The following is an 18,740-nucleotide window of genomic DNA, read 5'->3' on the forward strand; positions in this document are numbered from 1 at the left end:
ATTGAGTGAGAAAGTGCGGGAAGTTACCCGAGCACGTAAATTGAATCAAGATTGCGTCCGATGCCTTCATAGTCAAGACCATACCCGACAACGAATTTATTAGCAATCTCAAAACCTTTGTAACGCATATCGACCGGCGTTTTCAATGCTTCCGGCTTATGCAGCAATGTCGCAATCTCGACCGTCTTGGGCGACATTTTTCCAATTTCTTTTAATAACTGGCTCATCGTCAATCCGGTATCGACAATGTCCTCTATAATGATCACATCCCGGTTTTCCAATGTTTTATCAATCCCGATGATCTCGGTAACCGTACCTGTAGATTCGGTTTGCGAGTAGGAGGAGAGGCGGATAAATGTGATCTCGCAGGTAAGCGGAATTCTTTTCACAAGCTCGCTGGCAAACAAAAAAGCGCCATTTAAAACCACCAGAAAAACCGGGCAGCTCTGCTCATAATCTTTGCTGATGCGTGCAGCCAGCGCAGTTATCCGGTTTTCAATGTCTTCTTTAGAAATAAAGGGGACAAATGTTTTGTCGAGAATGTTAATCATTTTTGTGGTGTCATTGTAATGCGGTCAATATTAATGCTTTTTTCAAAAACCGGGCCGGTGACAAACGTAAAATAAAAATCACACGTTTAAAGGACAGATTTACCCGAGCTATGAAAAAGTTAATTAACACCATCACACTCTGCATTTTAACCGTCATAAATTGTCAAGTCGCTTCTGCGCAGTTGTATTCTTCGGCCGATCTGGACAAGAATTACGACATGATCCTCAAAAATCCGAGCGTTCAGATCGAGTCGACGGAGGCGATCAATATGCTTTATAACTTTAAATTCGCGGAGGCGGATGCGGAGTTCAGGTGGCTTAAATATCGGTACCCTAAACACCCGATGCCTCATTTTTTGATGGGCCTCGCGGAGTGGTGGAAAATTGTGCCAAATACTGAAAACGAATCGCACGACGATGCTTTTCTGGCACAGATGGATTCGACCATTAATCTCGCCGAAGATCTTTACGACAAAGAAAAAAATAAAGTGGAGCCCGCATTTTTCCTGGCTGCGGCTTACGCATTCAAAGGAAGATTGTACGCTGAGCGCGAAAGCTGGACCAAAGCGGCATTTGCAGGAAAAAAATCGCTGAAATATTTTGAGCAGTGCAAAGGAAATGGCGACCTCACGCCCGAGCTGCTTTTTGGCGACGGTCTCTATAATTATTACGCCGAGTGGGTCCCGAAAGAATATCCGATTTTGAAGCCCATCCTTTCACTTTTTCCAAAAGGTAACAGAAAACTTGGCGAGCAGCAGCTCGAAAAAGTGGGCAATAATGCATTCTACACGCGGGTAGAGGCGCGCTACTTTCTATTGCAGATTTACAGCATGGAAAATGAGTACAGCAAGGCCTACGAAATGGCCAAGTACATGTGGCAGACCTATCCAAACAACCCTTATTTCGAGCGATACTTTTGCCGCACAGCATTTGTGACAGGCAAAATGGGCGAAGCTGAAAAAGCGGCGCAGAACATCATTGACAAGATCAGCCAGGGAATGCCAGGCTATGAGGGAGTTAGCGGTAGAAATGCGGCTTACGTTTTGGCATACTATAACATGAATTACCACCGCAACTACGACCTAGCCAGCACTTATTATAAAAAGGCGATTGATTATTCCGTGCAAACCAAGTCGACAAATGCAGGTTACTATATCTCTTCGTTGATCGGCCTGGGCCGGATCGCTGAGCAAAATAAAGACTACGACGAGGCGCTCCGCTACTACAAAATGGCGGATGATAAGGCGGACAAAAAGACCAGCCAGGACAAGGAGGCAAAAGGGGCAATTGCCAATTTGAAAAAAATCAAGCGCGAGCAGCGCAGGAAAAGGTAAGTCGCCTGTATCATGTTCAGTAACTCCTGCGAGTGCTTAGAAGTATTTTCAATGTACCTGGAAATACTAGGTAAATGCGGCAATAGAAGTATCTTTTAAGTTGATTTGACAATTTCCGTTGCCTCATTTACGTCTGCCGTAAGTTCATTTTATTCCTTCCCAATTAAGCGTAATACACATATTTGGTTTTGCTAAACGAGGCTTCGCAACCTCAATAACCAATAACTAATATGAATAAGTATTACAGAACAGCAGCATCTTTGGCGTTGCTTGGATTCTTAATGGACCAAGCAAATGCACAGGTCAATATCGGTACCTCTGCCGGTAAGGTTGGCGATAGTCGGGTATTTGTCGGTGACTTCGCCGGAAATTTTAACAATGCCTCCGGTAACACGTTTGTTGGTAAAAGCGCGGGACAATTTAATTACTCTGGAAGCAGCAACACTTATCTTGGATTTCAAAGTGGATGGAAGGGGAATTTTGGGAGTGCCAACGTGTACATTGGTTCGCTTTCCGGAACGGATAATGATGGTAACTCGAATGTATTTATTGGTTCACAAAGTGGAGAAAAGTTCAAAGGCCAGTCTAATGTAATCCTTGGTGATCAATCCAGCCAAATTGGTAGCGGCGATTTCAATGTAATCATGGGAAGACGATCTGGAAATCACATGAGCGGTAACTATAATGTTGTTATAGGAAACGTTGCGGGAGGCACGCTCAACGCGAACGTGTCCCAAAACAACACTTTTGTAGGTAATTATGCAGGAGCCTCTAACGTGAACAGCCACGACAATTCTTACTTCGGCAACGACTGCGGCTCTAACAATTCAACTGGAAGCTTTAATGCTTTTTTCGGTTCGGCCACCGGGAACTATAATATTGGAGGAAGTTCAAACTCATTCTTTGGTGCTAGCGCTGGTAAATCTACTTCCTCTGGAAGCTATAATGTTTTTCTGGGTAAAGAGTCTGGTTCAGATAATTCAGAGGGAAGTTATAATACCTACATAGGCTACAAAGCCGGAGGCTCCCCGTTTCTTCAACGCTCGGTTGCAATCGGCGCTGAAGCCTATGTGGGCAAGGCCAATTGTATCGTCTTAGGTAAGGTTGGCGCAAATGTTGGCATAGGCGTCTCTGCTCCGGATTATCAATTCCAGATGAGCACTGAAATGGCAGCAAAATGGGGCTCCCCAAGCTGGAAAGTGGCCTCTGACGAAAGACTTAAAAAGGATGTTTCAAATTTTACAGAAGGTTTAGAGACACTTTCGAAAATCAGACCAGTTTGGTTTACGTATAATGGAAAGGGAGGCGCCGCTACGACCAATAAATTTGTAGGGATCATTGCGCAGGAAATGCAGAAAATTGCGCCATACACGATCGGCTCGTTTACATATCAGGATTCGCTGGGAAATAAGATAGAATATCTGGATTATGACGCGAATGCGGTCACTTATATCCTGATCAATTCTGTAAAAGAACAACAAAAGGTGATTGAAGAAAAAGAGGCAAAAATTCAGGAAATTACCTCACGCCTGGAACAACTGGAACGTGCTGTCTCCGCACTAAAACCTTTAAATTCAAATCCACAAGCAAAATTTGATACCGAGCCAATTGGCAATGCTGCAATTGGCCAGAACGCGCCAAACGGATTTTCACAGAATACTTCTATTCCATATTTCATCCCCGCATCGGTGAAAAACGCGGTCATTGATATTTATTCAAGAGATGGCGTCAAGGTGGGTTCATATCCTATTGACAAGCGTGGCGAGGGAACATTATCGATCTCTGCGCAAACTTTTAATGCAAGCGGCGTCTTCATTTATGATTTGGTAACCGACGGGAAAAGTAACGGTACCAAGAAAATGATGGTCAACAAATAGAAAAATAGCGGGCCATAAACGGCCCGCTATTTTCATTTTATTATTTCTTCAACTCCGCATAATGTTTGAAAAACAGCGGAATCGTCTCAATTCCCTTATAGTAATTGAAAAGCCCGTAGCTTTCATTGGGCGAATGCAGGGCGTCAATGTCAAGCCCGAAGCCCATCAGAATACTTTTGCAGCCCAGCTCCTGCTCGAACAATGCCACGATCGGGATACTTCCGCCGCCGCGGGTAGGGATCGGTTTTTTGCCGAATGATTCTTCCATCGCCAGTTCCGCCGCTTTATATTCCAAAGAATCCGTCGGGGTAACATAGGGCAGACCGCCGTGGTGCGGGGTTACTTTCACTTTTACCGACGCCGGGGCAATCGATTCGAAATGTTTGGTAAACAGTTCTAAAATAGCATCGTCCGTCTGATGGGGAACCAGTCGCATCGAAATTTTAGCATTCGCTTTTGAAGGTAAAACCGTTTTTGCACCTTCCCCGATATAACCTCCCCAGATTCCGTTCACGTCCAGGGTCGGGCGTACCGAAGTTCTTTCAATGGTCGTGTAATCTTTTTCACCCAGTACGTCATCGATTCCAAGATCCTTTTTGTACTCGTCCAAATCAAAAGGTGCTGCATTTAAAGCATCACGTTGTTCCGGAGTAAGATCTTCAACATCATTATAAAATCCCGGGATTGTAATGTGGCCGTTTTCATCTTTCAAAGAAGCGATCATTTCGCAAAGCACGTTGATCGGGTTCGCCACGCCACCGCCGTAAACGCCTGAGTGTAAGTCACGATTGGCCCCTACAACTTCCACTTCTACGTACGTTAATCCACGCAACCCGGTTTCGATTGATGGCACATCATTGGCGATAATGCTGGTGTCGGAAATGAGGATCGTGTCGCATTTCAGCATTTCCTTGTTGGCATTTACAAATGTTCCGAGGTTGGAAGAACCGATTTCCTCTTCTCCTTCAATCATAATTTTAACATTGCACGTCAAAGAATCAGTCGCCAGCATGGTTTCCAATGCTTTGATGTGCATATAAAATTGACCTTTATCATCACAAGCTCCCCTAGCGTAGATCCGCTCATTTTTGATCACCGGTTCAAATGGCGGCGAATTCCATAATTCATAAGGATCGGCAGGCTGCACATCATAGTGGCCGTAAATCAGGACTGTCGGTAGTGCAGGATCGATGATTTTTTCACCATAAACCACCGGATGACCGGCTGTCTCATAAATTTCCGCCCGGTCGGCACCTGCTTTTTGAATGCTTTCTTTTACAAATTCCGCTGCTTTGAGCATATCACCCTTAAATTTTGAATCGGCGCTGACGGACGGGATGCGCAGTAAATCAAGGAGTTCATTTAAAAATCGGTCGCGGTTTTCTTCAATGTATGATTGCATATTTTAATGTCATTTGTTCAAATTGGAAAAGCCAAGATAAAAAAATAACCCCTAAGGTCTGGCCTCAGGGGTTTGTAAAAATCTTTTTTCAATGATCAATGCCTATGCGACGATTTGGATCTCGCAAAAACATTCACGCGGTTTTCGTTTCCATTCATGAGGCGGATAATGTTCTTCTTGTGGGTAAGTACCACGAGAATGAACATCGTAAACCCAAAAACAATCAGCAGCGGCTCGGGATGCCCGAAAACGCCCAGCCAGGAAAGTACCGGAAATGCCAATGTTGCCAGGATCGAGCTCAGGGAAACATATTGCGAGGCGATCAATGTCAGTATAAAAATGGTGATGCAAACCAGTGCGAGCTCAGGATGAATCGCGAGTACCATACCCAATAATGTCGCGATGCCTTTTCCACCTTTGAAATTCACAAAAACAGGGAAAATGTGACCGATAATTGCCACGATGCCGAAGAGTATCTTATAAACAAGCAATTCGGTTTCTCCAATTTCGCTCATGTAAAAAAGCATGGATGCGAGGCAGGTAGCCGTCCAGCCTTTGAGTACATCTATGAGCATTACAATTGTTCCGGCCCTTTTTCCCAGTACCCTGAAAGTGTTGGTAGCACCGGCATTGCCGCTTCCCTGCTTACGAACATCAATCCCAAAATAACCTATTCCGTACCAAACTGAACTTGGGATTGATCCCAACAAATACGCTGCAACAATTGAAACTATTACTAAGACAATACCCATTTTGTACTATTCAATGATTATTTTAAATTCCAATAAGTTATTTTCAAAAATACGATAGTTAAGGGATTTTACAAGCTTAGGAGCTGCAAAACTACGATTCTAGAAGCAATTTTTCAAATTGTAGCATAAAGTATTGCGAATCTTGTAGAATGTATTAGAAACCTTCGGTTGGCTCGGCTTTTTTCTTTTTTTCTTCTGCCGGCGCACTTACCGACTTCTTCTTGGCAGTCGTTTTCACAAGTTTCGCTTTCTTGACTGCTGGCTGATAAAAATCGTCGAAACGGCTTACAAACATATCTTTTTCTTCCTGCCCGATCGAAACCAGCGACATATCTTTCGACTTTACGTTTTTGGATTTAGCGGTGATTTGATCATTGAAATCAATTTGCGAAGAAACCACGCCCAGCTCGCCTTGTTTGAGATCAAAATAATACCAGATATCCGGGGAAGCCTGCAAAAAGAGACTAAATTCATCGCCTTCCACGCCTCTGCGGATTTCCAGTAAGCCCTCCATTTGCGCGTTTACATTGTTCCTGCCAAAATGCGCCACGCCAATTGGTCCCTGCGAAAAGTAAGCAGCGTGCGTCGCCGACCAGCGCAGATCAACGTTCGACAGTACCATCGGAACATCCAGAATAGGCGACGCATCAAATAGTGGTTTGTAACCTGCCGCAGTCAGTTTTGCATAGGCATCCGTCGCTTTGGAGCCGATCAGCGCCGAAAGTTTCTGCATCGATTGCTCGAAGTCGTCCTCTGCAGCAGTACTATTCTGCTCCGCCAGGTTCGTCTCCACAATCTTCGCTGCCAGCGGCTGCGCAATCGGTTCGAGCGCAGGCAGTTTCATCAGCAGCATCGTATTGAACTTGAATTTGGAACTATCAACCTTTACCTCAGCACTTCCCACACTTTGCAGCCAGTTTGAACCAATCAGTTTAAACGGCCCCGAGAAACTTGCTAACCCGGTTTTGTCATCAAAACGCAAAGCATTTGCCTCGTCAACCAGTCCATCGGCGCCCGGCGGTGGCGTAACTTTGAATGCTTTAGCATCTTCGTCGTAATTCAATGCACCCTGCGCCAGGTAAAGATCCTCGTCCCCGTCCGATTCTTTGGGAGACAAAAAGCTCATATACATCCCGCGCGCTTCATTATAATGCAAACCCACGGAAAGCGGGATTTCATGCTCATTTTTAAGGTCTTTGTTGATCGGAATCGCAATCGTCTCTCCCGGCGATTCTTTGTAAACAATCCACGAGCTTTGGAAATCTTTCCGAAATTTGATCACCGGTTTTACAAATCCGTCCAGCTGTAATGAAGGTTCGTAGGCGATGAGGTTAATACCGCCTTTAAATTGAATGCGCGGCGAAAGGATCAGGTTTTCCGTTTCTTTTACATCCGCTCGCGCCGTGGTATAGTACTTGATCGGTGCACTGTTGTTCTGGTTGTTACGCGATTTTTTGGTAGGCTCGGCCGATCCCAATTCCCGCAACTCAAAATTCTGCATCTTAATGTTGAAGGTATCTTTCCTGGCGGTAATGTACTGGTAAGTCGCGGAGCCTTCGAAATGGTTGCGGGAGTCGATGCGAATGTCGGCATCACGCATTCTGTGCGAAACATTCAAAGTATCAATTTCAATGCGCGCTTTTTTGAGCGGCGAAATTTTACCTTTCGCATCCACACTGATCACACCTTTGTCGGGAATGATCTTTACGTCCGCAGTTTGGATAAAAGGAACACCTTTAATGTTAAGTGACACTTTTTCAATATCATACAGAGCTTCCGCGCCGCTGAAAGTAAGTCCTTCCTGGTCGGGATCCATGGAAGTATAGGTGGAAGTTTCACCGATTCCCTTCATCAAAATCGTCTTTTTGGTCATATCCCACTTGGCGCTACCGATCAATGTCTGGTAAGAAGCCGTAGGAATCTGCATGCCCGACGAATCATTTCCAAAGCCAGTTTCATCCGTCAAAAAGTTGGCGATACCGGTTTTAAAATTGAAATCAATGTTAACATTGTTACCTGTCAGCAGCTTTTTAGTAGACTTCACGTCGCTACTATTAATTGCAAACGAAGATTTATTTGCCAGAAAACCATCCTTATTAAACTTGATCTCCGCTGAAGAAAGCTCAGAATCCGCACGTTTCAGCTTACCATTTCCGTAAAGCCCGCTCGACCGGAGGAGCAAGCTTCCTTCCAGGTTGGTGGTACCATTATGAAAAGTGAAAGATTTCCCCGTCGTGTTGATCAGCATACTATCGGTATTGGGGTACCATTTCAAGGCATAATCTTTCAGCGCCACCGCTGGGAAATAACCCTTGCCGATCGTCGCTTCCTTAATGCTGGCCAGTTCACCCGACGCCATGAGCGAGTCGGAGGCCAGTAGGACATTTTTCGCGGTCATCGTGGCAGACAAATATTTCAGGACAGCTTTTGAATGCAGGCCGGAGTTATCCATCGTCAATGTGTCCGTAAACTTCGCGAGCGCCTTTCCGTTGTAAATTTTCATGTCGGTCACCGGCGGCTTGTAGTCAAAACCGAGTGAGTTATCCGACATACTTTTTAATGTAGTCTGGATTGGCGGAATGATGCCATTTGAAGTAAAATTTCCTTCAAAAATCACATCCCGCTTGTCGAGACCGTCCATATCAAGTTTTGGAATGTGGAAGAAAACTTCGCGGGGATACTTCACATCGCCACGCTCGTCCTGATCGAAAAACACAGTCATACCACTTTCCACCACCAGTCGCGGTGATTTCTTGATGCCTTTCTGATTACCTGATTTGTTTTTTGGATCGCTCAGATAAAACGTACCGCCCTTGTCATATTTCACGTGGCCGCCCACTTCGCCTTTTTGTCCTTTTGCAAATTTTTCCCGCGGCGTAAATGTGATTGAATCGGACGGGGCAACATTGACGAAGAACTGGTTATAGTCAAACTTGATGTTCTGGCCGCGGAACTGGTAGTTGGAAGCCACCATTTGACCATTCAATGTGAAGTTTCGGTTTTTGCCGATCACCAATTTCTTGTCCGAAGGAGTCGCATGGATTTTCAGGGAATCGCTCACAACGAAACTCGACACGCCCAAAACGGTCAGTAATGTATCTGGCAAATAAATGGTTGCATTTGCAACTTCCTCATTCGCTGTGTATTGCGATACTACCTGGAAGTTGTCGTAATCCGCTTTATCAATATTCGCCAGCACAAAAAGTGCGCCTTTTTTGCTCAGGGCAAATTCGTCTGTTGTTTTATTATAAATGAAATAATTTTCCAAAGTCAGCCGCTGCAATGCATTGCGGATGATCGTCGGATTCTGCTTGAAATGTTTAGCCAGTTCCTCGGCCAGAAATGCGGTCTTTTTGGTCGCCTGGGCGTAACTGGCCGCCATATTCAGAGGCTGCGTACCATATTCTTTTGCAATGTCCCGGAAGCGTTCTTTTTTGAAAAAATCCTGGGATTCCAGCCTTACAGGTACTACCTGCTTGCCATCAATCCGGAGAAACTCTACTTTTTCATTTGGAAACCGCCACCGCATCGCCTGCGACCAAATGTTCATTTTGTGGTAAGAATCCTGGTAGGGGAGAGGCGCATAATCGGTTTTCTCCACGCGGCCCAATTTCACCAAACCTTCGTCGTCATTATACTTGAATGTTACTCCCGGATGGTACAGAGAGTCGCTGCCGAGCGGCATGGAATAGGATGCGAAATCGGCCGAGATAACAGAATCTTTCAGGACGAATTTCTTACTTAATGCCTTGAATGCCAGCTTATCTTTATACTTCACCTTAATTGTCGAAGGCTGGTCACTGAGCGACGAACTATACATTTGCGTCCCGATCAATGCAAAGCCGCCTTTGTAGTCAATGTTCTTCCTGGATTCTTTCAACCGCGCATCGATGCCATTTGAAACAAACCTTGGATAAGACGCTTGCTGACCTTTTGCACGCTTGGCTCCGCGGTATTCCAATCTTCCTTTGATGGGCGCGGCCAGTTGTTGATCGTCGTGAAGCGTGACATTCTCGGCAACGATTTTGGGTTGGGAAATATTAAATGAATAATTGTCCAGGTCAGCCGAGATAGAAGAATCTCCGGCCGCCTGCCAGTTGAATTTTCCATTTTTACCAACAAAAATCCCGCTTTGCAGCGCAACACTTCCGTTTGCCGGACCAAAAACCACGGAGTCGCTGGCCGTCACCATTGCGAAAGTAGCATTCTGCAAATCCAGCAAAGCGCCGGCAATAACCGGCAGCGGATTCGATTTTGGAGCGATCACATAATTGGAATCTACCGGCGTATCCCATCCATCATTCGCCGCCGCAACTACCGGATCAGCATTTACGCGCTCAATGTTGGTGGTATCAAAACGGTATTTATAACTTCCGCCGAGCAGATAAAGTGAGTTGTAATTAGCCGCGTAAAGCTTTTTGGTTTCATTCAATGTGCGGATGGTTTCAAAAACTTTTTGCAAAATTTTCCCATCATATTTCTCGCCCGAACTTGCAGCCAGACTTAGAAAACCATCCAGATTTTCAGGGGAGTTTTTGGCGTAAAAATGCGCATTGCGGCTGATGAGGTATAATACCGGTCCGGCTTTCTGGCCTTTCGCCACCTGCGTTTTAACGATTGCCGTAAATTTCATCTGCTGCGCAGTATTGAAACCGGTCATCCAGACGCTGTCCAGCTGCGCCGCGGTCCGCATATATTGGGCATTGCGGCTACCATCCATCACCTTTTTAAACTGCGACATAAATTGCGTCGGCTCGTCGGCAAGTTTGATGTTTTGCGCTGAAATGTGCTTTCCAGCGACGGTAAGGCAAAAAAGGAGTATCGTAAAGCGGATTATTTTCATATTGTTCTATTTCTCAAATACAACGCAAGCCCACTGATTTCGCGTGTTTGATCTCAATTTCTTCAAGCCATTTTGTGATGCACAGGCCTCAATATCAGCCTGGTCGGTTTCGTAAAATCCGCTGGTTACCAGCCAGCCGCCGGGTTTCAGATGCTGCACGTATTTGGGTATCTCGGCCAAAAGAATGTTCCGGTTAATGTTGGCCAGCACCCCTCCGAAAATTTTATCCTGACCCACTTTGTCAATTGTCCCCTGAAAAACTTCCGTTTCCGCCGTCAGCTCATTCATTTCAAAATTCTCGACTGTATTTTCGACCGCCCACTCGTCAATGTCAAAACCTTCCAGACTTGTTGCGCCCAATTTGGCGGCCAGAATCGCCAGGATACCAGTCCCGCAACCCACATCCATCACAGATATACCTACGTGCGGCAGGCTTAGTTGCTCGTTCATGACTAGCCACGTAGTTTCGTGGTGCCCCGTGCCAAACGACATTTTGGGTTGAATCAACAGATCATAAGTAAAAGAAGGGTCGGGTGCATGAAAAGTTGCTCTCACCCGGATTTGATTGCCGACTTCGATCGGCTCGTAGCTTTTTTCCCACTCCTCGTTCCAATTTCTTCTTTCTAACGATTTCCAGGTAAGTGCTATTGTCGTTAATTCCAGGTATTTGGCTGTCAGTTCATCGAGTTTTTCCTGATCAAAATCCTCCTCTTGAATGTACGCCAGCAACCCTTCATCCGTCTCCACAAAAGACTCATACCCCAGCTCCCCCAACTCTGCCATGATAATTTCTGAAAAATCGGGTTCTACTGTTATGTTTAGTTCGATGTAGTTCATTGTTGTTATTCTGATTGGTAATGTTATTTGGGATAATGACCATTTAGCATTTCGAAAATTTTTTTCGCTGCTTCGTTAAATGTAGTATAACAATATTTATAGCTAGGACTAAACGCATCATCGACGGAATTTTTTAACTCATCCACTCCAAAGCCTGTAGACTTTGTATAGTCAATAACTAAATGATAATTCTCTAACCGAATATCCATAGATAGCGCTCCTGAAGGAAAGGTGTCTGTCTTTACCGATGAACCGGGAAACTTATGCCGAATTTCGTCACCAAAGTTTTTAAATTCTTTATTTAGGGATATCATTGTCATATGCAGAATGAATTTACAATCCAGTTAGAGCATTTGTTTCTTCTCACGGGCAAAAAAATTAATCCCGTTATTTTAAAATTTGATTTTAAAATAACGGGATTAATTCGGGATAAAATACCCTTATGGCTTCCGCCGCTTCGCGGCGAGATCATGTGCAGTATCATAATATGACCGCAAATTGGTCCAGTCGAAGACGTCTGAAATGTTTTCGACGCGGTTGCGCTGCATGATGCGGTCGCGGCGCTGCATGCGGACGAATTTGAAAAGGATATCGGCAAGCTGGTCGGCGGCTTGGGAGAATGTTTGGGATTTTCGGTTGATGACGTAAATGCCGCGGTTTTCGTAATCACGCATGATTTGCATAATGTAATCTCCGAAACCTGATAAATCGCTGGTGACAGTCGGTACGCCACGCACGACGCATTCCAGCGGCGTGTAGCCCCAGGGTTCGTAGTAACTTGGGAAAACGCCCAGGTGGCATCCTCGTACAAATTGCCCGTAATCCAACCCAAAAAGAGGGTTTGTTGAGGAAATAAAATCGGGGTGGTAAACGATTTTTACGCGGTCACGCTCATTATTGATGAGGTTGGCGCGCTTGCAAAAATCGGTAATACCGTCTTCTTCCTTCAAATCGTGGGTTACAAATGCGGGCGTTTTGTCCGTTTTCCAGCTCTGGATAGTACGGCGCAATCTGAGCCGCCAGTATTCATCCACAAAATTGTTCAGGTCCGGCATTTTATGATCGGTGCCCGAAGCCGCTGCCAAAAACAGCTTTTCCCCCACTTCCTTTTCAATCGCGCGGCAAGTTTCCTGCAACTCATTCAAAACTGCCCTGGACTGCAGCACATCCGGATTTACAGAATAATAAGGTTGTTTCGTGACGATAAACATGACCACCGTCATATCCATATTGGCCTGCACCATTTTCCAGTTCAGCCGCGCAAGTGCCTCTAATGTAAGGTCGTAGCCTTTATTACTGTACTCGTAGCGCCCCGAAGTGAAGAAGTAAAGTGTTTTGTCAAGATCAAAAGAATAGCTGGGAAAGAAGTGGCCCAGCACAAATTCGTGAATACGTTCCTTATGTTTTAAATGCAGGTTTTGGAATTCGTGAACTGCCTGAAAACGAACCACATTCAATCCGTTTGGTGTCACCAGGTCGGGCATGCGGCCGAGGAAAACTTCACATTCCCGGGCAGTGACATCACTTACCGTCGTCAAAACGTGGGCGCTCAGCGCGGCCTGCCTTTCTACCGAACATTGCGCCAGGATACCGTAATTTTTGGCTTCCTGCTCCCAGTCGAAAAATGGGAGCTTATTATAAAATCCTGAGACATTCTGTGCAAGATACCGGCCCAGCATAGTCGCGTGGGTGGTAAATGTCATCGCGACTTTTACATTGTCCCTTTTGAGCTCGGGAAGACCGCTGCTCGCCATCCACTCGTGGAATTGGGCGGAGATATCTTCTCGTTTGGCATTCTCCTCGGCATATTCTTTCAGGAATATCCGCACCATTTCTCCAAAGCAAAGTGTCTGATTTACAAGTGGCTCTACATTAATAGTCGGGATTCTGCTCTTTTCCCAAAGGTTAAATTTGATCGTATCCTGCTGATGGGCGATGCTGGCGAGGTCAAAGAGAATAACGCGGGGCTTGCCGGTTACGAGCCAGTAGCCATAGTAAACATTGTAGCCCATATCCCGCATTCTCTTCACGATCCTGCCGGCGGGAGAATCTTCAAGATCCGTGATCAATTCAAACTCAGACGACGCTTTTTTCTCGAAATAGGGGCCTAATAAAAAGTAGTTTTCATCCCACTTTTCAACCATGGCAGGAACCTTGGTTCTGATGACAGTGTATATTCCTCCAACTTGATTACAAACCTCCCATGCAATTTCAAACAGGACGTTTTTCTTAGTGGTTTTAACAAAAGGTTCCAAAATGGGATGTATGTTTAAGCGTTACTGGCGGGATTTATTAAGATTGTTTATTTCTGATAAATCACAAAAATCCTTGTAATTACACAATAAATATGCAGAAAAATAATTCACAATAACAATAGTCTTTCATCTGCTCCGGCCCGATCCGGGATGATAGAAAACTGCTTTTCTGGCTCAAAATATAATAAAGTCAAGATTTGTCCAGAATGTCGGCAGATCGTAAGTACCGCGGGATCAGACCTCGTTTACATGAATTTAAGTCGGTTCTCGGCTAACTTTGTTTCAAATTACGTTACTTTGATTGGATTAACATTTTGCATTGGTTAGATAGTGAAAAAATTTAAAATAGTTGCGCTTTCCTTTATTATCGTTACGTTTTTACTGGAAAGTTGCATTGCTCAAACTGCCGAAACCGAAGTAATACTACCCCCAAAAAGAGAGTTTAGGGCTGTTTGGATCGCAACTGTTGATAATATCGACTGGCCTAGCAGCAAAAATCTCATACCAGAAGAACAGCAGGAAGAGTTTTCAAATCTGCTCGATTTCCATAAAAGAGTCGGGATGAATGCCGTGTTCGTGCAAGTTCGCGCGGCAGGCGATGCATTTTATGCCAAAAGCCCGGAACCGTGGTCGGAGTGGCTTACCGGTAAGCAAGGCCGCCGCCCCGAGCCGATGTGGGACCCGCTCGACTTTATGATTGTCGAAGCGCACAAGCGCGGCCTCGAATTCCACGCCTGGCTCAACCTCAACCGGCTTGTTCACAAATCTTCTACCAGCGTATCTTCCGAAAATATAAGTCGCACCCATCCCGAATGGATCCTCAGCTACGACGGCTACAAGCTTTTTGATTTTGGTTTGCCCGAAGTCCGGCAGTTTATTACAGATATGACGGTTAATGTTGCCCGCAACTACGACGTAGACGGCATTCACTTTGACGATTATTTCTATCCTTACGCATCTCCGGGCCAGGTAATCCAGGACGATGCAACATTTAAAAAATACCCCGACGGGTTTACCAATAAAGCAGACTGGCGCCGGCATAATGTGGATCTTTTGGTAAAACAAATCCATGATGGTCTGGCGGCAGTAAAACCGAGGCTTAAATTCGGCATCAGTCCTTTTGGTGTCTGGCGAAATAAAGACCGTGATGCCGAGGGATCAAAAACGTACGGCGCGCTTGCTTCTTATGACGACCTTTTCGCGGACAGCCGGAAGTGGGTGAGAGAAGGCTGGGTCGATTACATTGCGCCGCAAGTGTATTTTTCCTCCGGGTTTTCAAGGGTACCTTATAAAAACTTGGTCGATTGGTGGACAGAAAATGCTTTTGACCGGCATTTATATATAGGAATGGGCGCCTACCGGGTAGGCTATAAAGACAGGGACACACATTGGTCCAACCCAACGGAGATACCCAACCAAATCCGGTATTTCCGGCAAAATGAGACAGACGGGGCGATATTTTTCAGCTCACGCTCTTTGAAAGGAAACAGTTTGGGATTTGTTGATTCGCTTCGCAGAGACTTGTTCCGGTATCCGGCCCTGATTCCGACAATGCCCTGGAAAGACCACATTCCTCCGCTGGCACCTAAAAGTCTGAAAGCGACATTGTTGTCAAAAGGTTTGGAACTAAGCTGGGTACAGCCTGACGCCGCTGCGGACGGGGATAATGCCTGGTACTACATTATTTACCGGTTTTCGGCTGATGAAAAAGCCACTGCGCACGATCCCCGCAGGATTCTGGGAATGTGTTATGAAGGCGAAAAATTTATCGATTCGAGTGCGGAAGCCGGCAAAAGATATGTTTACTACGTGACGGCCGTCGATAGGCTGCATAATGAAGGCAGGCCAATCGGGCCTTTGCGCCTGGAAGTCTTTGATCAGAAGTTAGTCAGATTTTAGGATGAGCAATTCCATACAATACCAATATAAACCGGAATATTTAACCACTTCGGTACCTACCAAATATAACTCCGAAAATCTTCGTACTGAGGAAATGGTGCTCAATATGGGCCCGCAACATCCTTCTACTCACGGAGTTCTGCGATTGGAGGTTGTTACAGACGGGGAAGTAGTGGTGGATGTCGTCCCGCACTTAGGATACCTGCACAGATGTTTCGAAAAGCACGCCGAGTCGCTTCCTTTCAATCAGATCATTCCTTATGTAGATCGTATGGATTACGTCGCGGCGATGAATTCGGAGCATGCGTATGTGATGGGGGTTGAAAGGATGCTGGGTATTGAAAATGACATTCCAAAAAGAATCGAATATATCCGGGTAGTGGTCGCTGAGCTCAACCGGCTGGCCTCTCACTTTGTGGCGCTGGGCACTTATGCGATGGATATCGGCGCCTACACGCCATTTTTATGGATGATGCGTGATCGGGAGCAAATCCTGCGCTTGCTGGAATGGACTTGCGGCGCGAGAATGCTCTATAACTACATCTGGATCGGCGGATTGTTTTATGACCTGCCGGTTGGATTCGAAGAACGGTGCTTGGAATTTATTAATTATCTGAAACCGAAGCTGGTAGAGTTGCAACAGCTGGTGGTTGACAATAAGATCTTCATCCAGCGTACGGCCAATGTTGGTGTACTTCCACTGCCGGTGGCGATCAACTATGGCTGCACAGGGCCAATGTTGCGCGGTTCGGGGTTAATGTATGATTTGAGAAAAGTTGACGGGTATTCCGCCTATCCCGAGCTGGATTTTGAGGTTCCTGTGGGTGAGGGTAAAATGGGTACGGTGGGTGATTGCTGGGACCGGACCTGGGTGCGCGTGGTAGAATGCTGGGAATCTGTGAAGTTGATCGAGCAGAGCCTTGTCCAGCTGACAAGTAACTACAAAAGAACCCGTGACTTTGACCCTCAGGCAATTGTGCCCAAAAAAATCCGCCCGAAAGCCATGGACTTTTATGTCCGGGGCGAAAGCCCAAAAGGAGAACTAGGCTTCTATTTCCGTACCGACGGCCGCTCCGACATTCCCGTAAGATGCAAAGCCCGCGCCTGTTCTTTTAACAATCTTTCCGTGATAGGTGAAATGTCGAAAGGGTCCTTGCTCGCTGATTTAGTGGCTATTATCGGGTCGATCGACGTGGTGATGGGCGAGGTAGACCGGTAGGAGACAAAAAAAGAGCTGCTTTTCAGCAGCTCTCTCAATACGCTTTATTTTAAAAAACTCTTACGCCCTCAGCGACACCAACCAAATCATGCTTCGCTAAAAACTCGGCAATCTGGATAGCATTGGTTGCAGCACCTTTTCTCAAATTATCTGCTACAATCCACAGGTTCAATGTTTTAGGCTGCGACTCATCGCGGCGGATGCGTCCTACAAATGTTTCGTCTTTTCCATGCGCGGTCAAAGGCATCGGGTAAAGCGCATTTTTAGGATCATCCTGCAAAACCACACCTTCCGACTCACTCAGGATCTGACGAACTTCGTCCAAATCGAATTCATTTTCGAATTCAATGTTAACCGCCTCTGAGTGACCACCAATCGTTGGGATACGAACAGTTGTAGCAGTTACTGCAATACTGTCATCACCCAAAATTTTCTTGGTTTCGTTCGTCATCTTCATCTCTTCCTTCGTGTAACCGTTATCAAGGAAAACATCGATATGCGGCAACACATTCAGGTCAATCTGGTGCGGATAAACTTTCCCTTTACTATGGTCACCAGCGCGCTCAGCGAAAAGTTGGTCAACCGCAGCTTTACCGGTACCAGTCACCGACTGATAAGTGGAAACCACCACACGTTTGATCTTATATTTTTGGTGTAAAGGGTTCAAAACCACCACCATTTGAATAGTAGAGCAATTTGGGTTTGCGATGATTTTATCCTCTTTCGTTAATTCAACAGCATTGATTTCAGGTACTACGAGTTTTTTCGTAGGATCCATTCTCCAAGCCGAGGAGTTATCAATCACCGTAATTCCAGCTTCTGCAAACTTCGGTGCAAGTGCAAGAGAAGTACCGCCGCCTGCTGAAAAAATAGCAATTTCAGGCTTGGCTGCAATCGCTTCCTCAAAGCCGATCACCTTTATCTGTTTACCCTTGAATGTAACTTCCTTACCAACAGATCTTTCTGATGCGACGGCCAATAATTCCGTCACCGGGAAATTACGCTCTTCGAGCACTTTGAGGATTTCGCCGCCCACCAAACCGGTAGCGCCTACTACTGCGATTTTCATTCTTGCATTAGGATTAAAAATGAATAAAAAATTAACACCGTGCCGAGATGGCAAAAGTGCCGCAAATTTACAAGGAAATTTAGAATCGATAAATATATTCCGGTGTAATACACATATTTAAGGCAACATCAAATTCTCTTAGGTCATCAATTTCATCAACAGGCTCGAAAAAAGAAAGACCGACTTTAAGCACATCGGAAGGACATTGTTCCAGAAAACGATCATAATAACCGCCGCCATAACCTACCCGAAATCCTTTTTTATCGAAAGCCAGCAGCGGGATAAACACGATTTCGATATCCTCAATGTGCACTCTTTCAGACGTTTCCGGATCTGGCTCAGGGATCTGCCAGGCATTTGGGTACAGTTTGGTTTGAGGGGTTATTCTGAAATGTTGCAAGTCTTTTGTCCCCGGCACAATATACGGCGCGACAACATCGGTATCGGGCAAATTTTCCCAGACCCAGTGAATCATTTTCCAGGTATCTACTTCATTTTTAGCAGGATGGGGAAGGTAAAAGTGAATGACATTCGGTTCTGTTTTACGTAAAATACTTTTTACTACATTAAAAATCTCCTCATTCGCGACCTGGATGTCTTGTGCGTTCATTGTCAGCCGTTTCTCCAAAAACTGCTGCCTTAAAGGGGCTTTTGTTATCATTTCATTTTATCGTTGAAAGGGCAATATCAGAAAATAAACGC

At 45.4% G+C, this 18,740-nt stretch carries 13 protein-coding genes; 4 read left to right on the forward strand and 9 right to left on the reverse strand.

All coding sequences use genetic code 11. The features are described 5' to 3' along the window. Positions 1–23: 23 nt before the first annotated feature. Complete coding sequence (hpt, locus tag FEN17_RS24005) at positions 24–551, reverse strand: hypoxanthine phosphoribosyltransferase (protein ID WP_138367960.1); 528 nt, start codon at positions 549–551, stop codon at positions 24–26. Positions 552–661: 110 nt separating this feature from the next. Between hpt and FEN17_RS24010 the strand changes: the two genes are divergently transcribed. Next, positions 662–1,885, forward strand: a complete 1,224-nt coding sequence (locus tag FEN17_RS24010) for a tetratricopeptide repeat protein (RefSeq protein WP_138367961.1) — start codon at positions 662–664, stop codon at positions 1,883–1,885. A gap of 230 nt (positions 1,886–2,115) precedes the next feature. Next, positions 2,116–3,762 (forward strand): tail fiber domain-containing protein, encoded by a 1,647-nt coding sequence (locus FEN17_RS24015; RefSeq protein ID WP_138367962.1) that lies wholly within the window; start codon positions 2,116–2,118, stop codon positions 3,760–3,762. Between the two features lie 40 nt (positions 3,763–3,802). Here the strand turns inward: FEN17_RS24015 and FEN17_RS24020 are convergent, their stop codons facing one another. The 6 genes from FEN17_RS24020 to FEN17_RS24045 all read right to left on the reverse strand — a co-directional run bounded on the left by FEN17_RS24020 (position 3,803) and on the right by FEN17_RS24045 (position 13,851). Next, on the reverse strand, positions 3,803–5,164 hold the full coding sequence (locus tag FEN17_RS24020; protein WP_138367963.1) for a dipeptidase: 1,362 nt from the start codon (positions 5,162–5,164) through the stop codon (positions 3,803–3,805). Between the two features lie 95 nt (positions 5,165–5,259). Continuing rightward, positions 5,260–5,916, reverse strand: a complete 657-nt coding sequence (gene plsY, locus FEN17_RS24025; RefSeq protein WP_138367964.1) for a glycerol-3-phosphate 1-O-acyltransferase PlsY — start codon at positions 5,914–5,916, stop codon at positions 5,260–5,262. 154 nt (positions 5,917–6,070) lie between these two features. Then, the gene (locus tag FEN17_RS24030; protein WP_138367965.1) at positions 6,071–10,759 is read right to left on the reverse strand and encodes a hypothetical protein; all 4,689 of its coding nucleotides are present in this window, start codon (positions 10,757–10,759) and stop codon (positions 6,071–6,073) included. 6 nt (positions 10,760–10,765) lie between these two features. Next, positions 10,766–11,596, reverse strand: a complete 831-nt coding sequence (gene prmA, locus FEN17_RS24035) for a 50S ribosomal protein L11 methyltransferase (protein ID WP_138367966.1) — start codon at positions 11,594–11,596, stop codon at positions 10,766–10,768. Positions 11,597–11,619: 23 nt separating this feature from the next. Continuing rightward, entirely contained in the window at positions 11,620–11,910 is a 291-nt protein-coding gene (locus FEN17_RS24040) for a hypothetical protein (RefSeq protein ID WP_138367967.1), read from the reverse strand. Positions 11,911–12,036: 126 nt separating this feature from the next. After that, positions 12,037–13,851 carry a glycosyltransferase gene (locus FEN17_RS24045; protein WP_138367968.1) on the reverse strand — a complete coding sequence of 605 codons (1,815 nt, stop codon included), beginning with the start codon at positions 13,849–13,851 and terminating at the stop codon, positions 12,037–12,039. Between the two features lie 330 nt (positions 13,852–14,181). Between FEN17_RS24045 and FEN17_RS24050 the strand changes: the two genes are divergently transcribed. Both FEN17_RS24050 and FEN17_RS24055 read left to right on the forward strand, forming a co-directional pair. Next, the gene (locus FEN17_RS24050; protein ID WP_138367969.1) at positions 14,182–15,750 is read left to right on the forward strand and encodes a glycoside hydrolase family 10-like protein; all 1,569 of its coding nucleotides are present in this window, start codon (positions 14,182–14,184) and stop codon (positions 15,748–15,750) included. A gap of 1 nt (position 15,751) precedes the next feature. After that, positions 15,752–16,969, forward strand: coding sequence for an NADH-quinone oxidoreductase subunit D (locus tag FEN17_RS24055; protein ID WP_138367970.1), 1,218 nt, complete (start codon positions 15,752–15,754; stop codon positions 16,967–16,969). 49 nt (positions 16,970–17,018) lie between these two features. On the opposite strand, the gene FEN17_RS24060 is transcribed toward FEN17_RS24055, so the two are convergent. Further along, positions 17,019–18,038 carry an aspartate-semialdehyde dehydrogenase gene (locus FEN17_RS24060; RefSeq protein ID WP_138367971.1) on the reverse strand — a complete coding sequence of 340 codons (1,020 nt, stop codon included), beginning with the start codon at positions 18,036–18,038 and terminating at the stop codon, positions 17,019–17,021. A 79-nt stretch (positions 18,039–18,117) separates the two neighbouring features. Next, positions 18,118–18,699 carry a 5-formyltetrahydrofolate cyclo-ligase gene (locus FEN17_RS24065; protein WP_138367972.1) on the reverse strand — a complete coding sequence of 194 codons (582 nt, stop codon included), beginning with the start codon at positions 18,697–18,699 and terminating at the stop codon, positions 18,118–18,120. Positions 18,700–18,740: the final 41 nt, after the last annotated feature.

This window comes from Dyadobacter luticola (assembly GCF_005860805.1).
GTDB classification, from domain to species: Bacteria; Bacteroidota; Bacteroidia; order Cytophagales; family Spirosomataceae; genus Dyadobacter; species Dyadobacter luticola.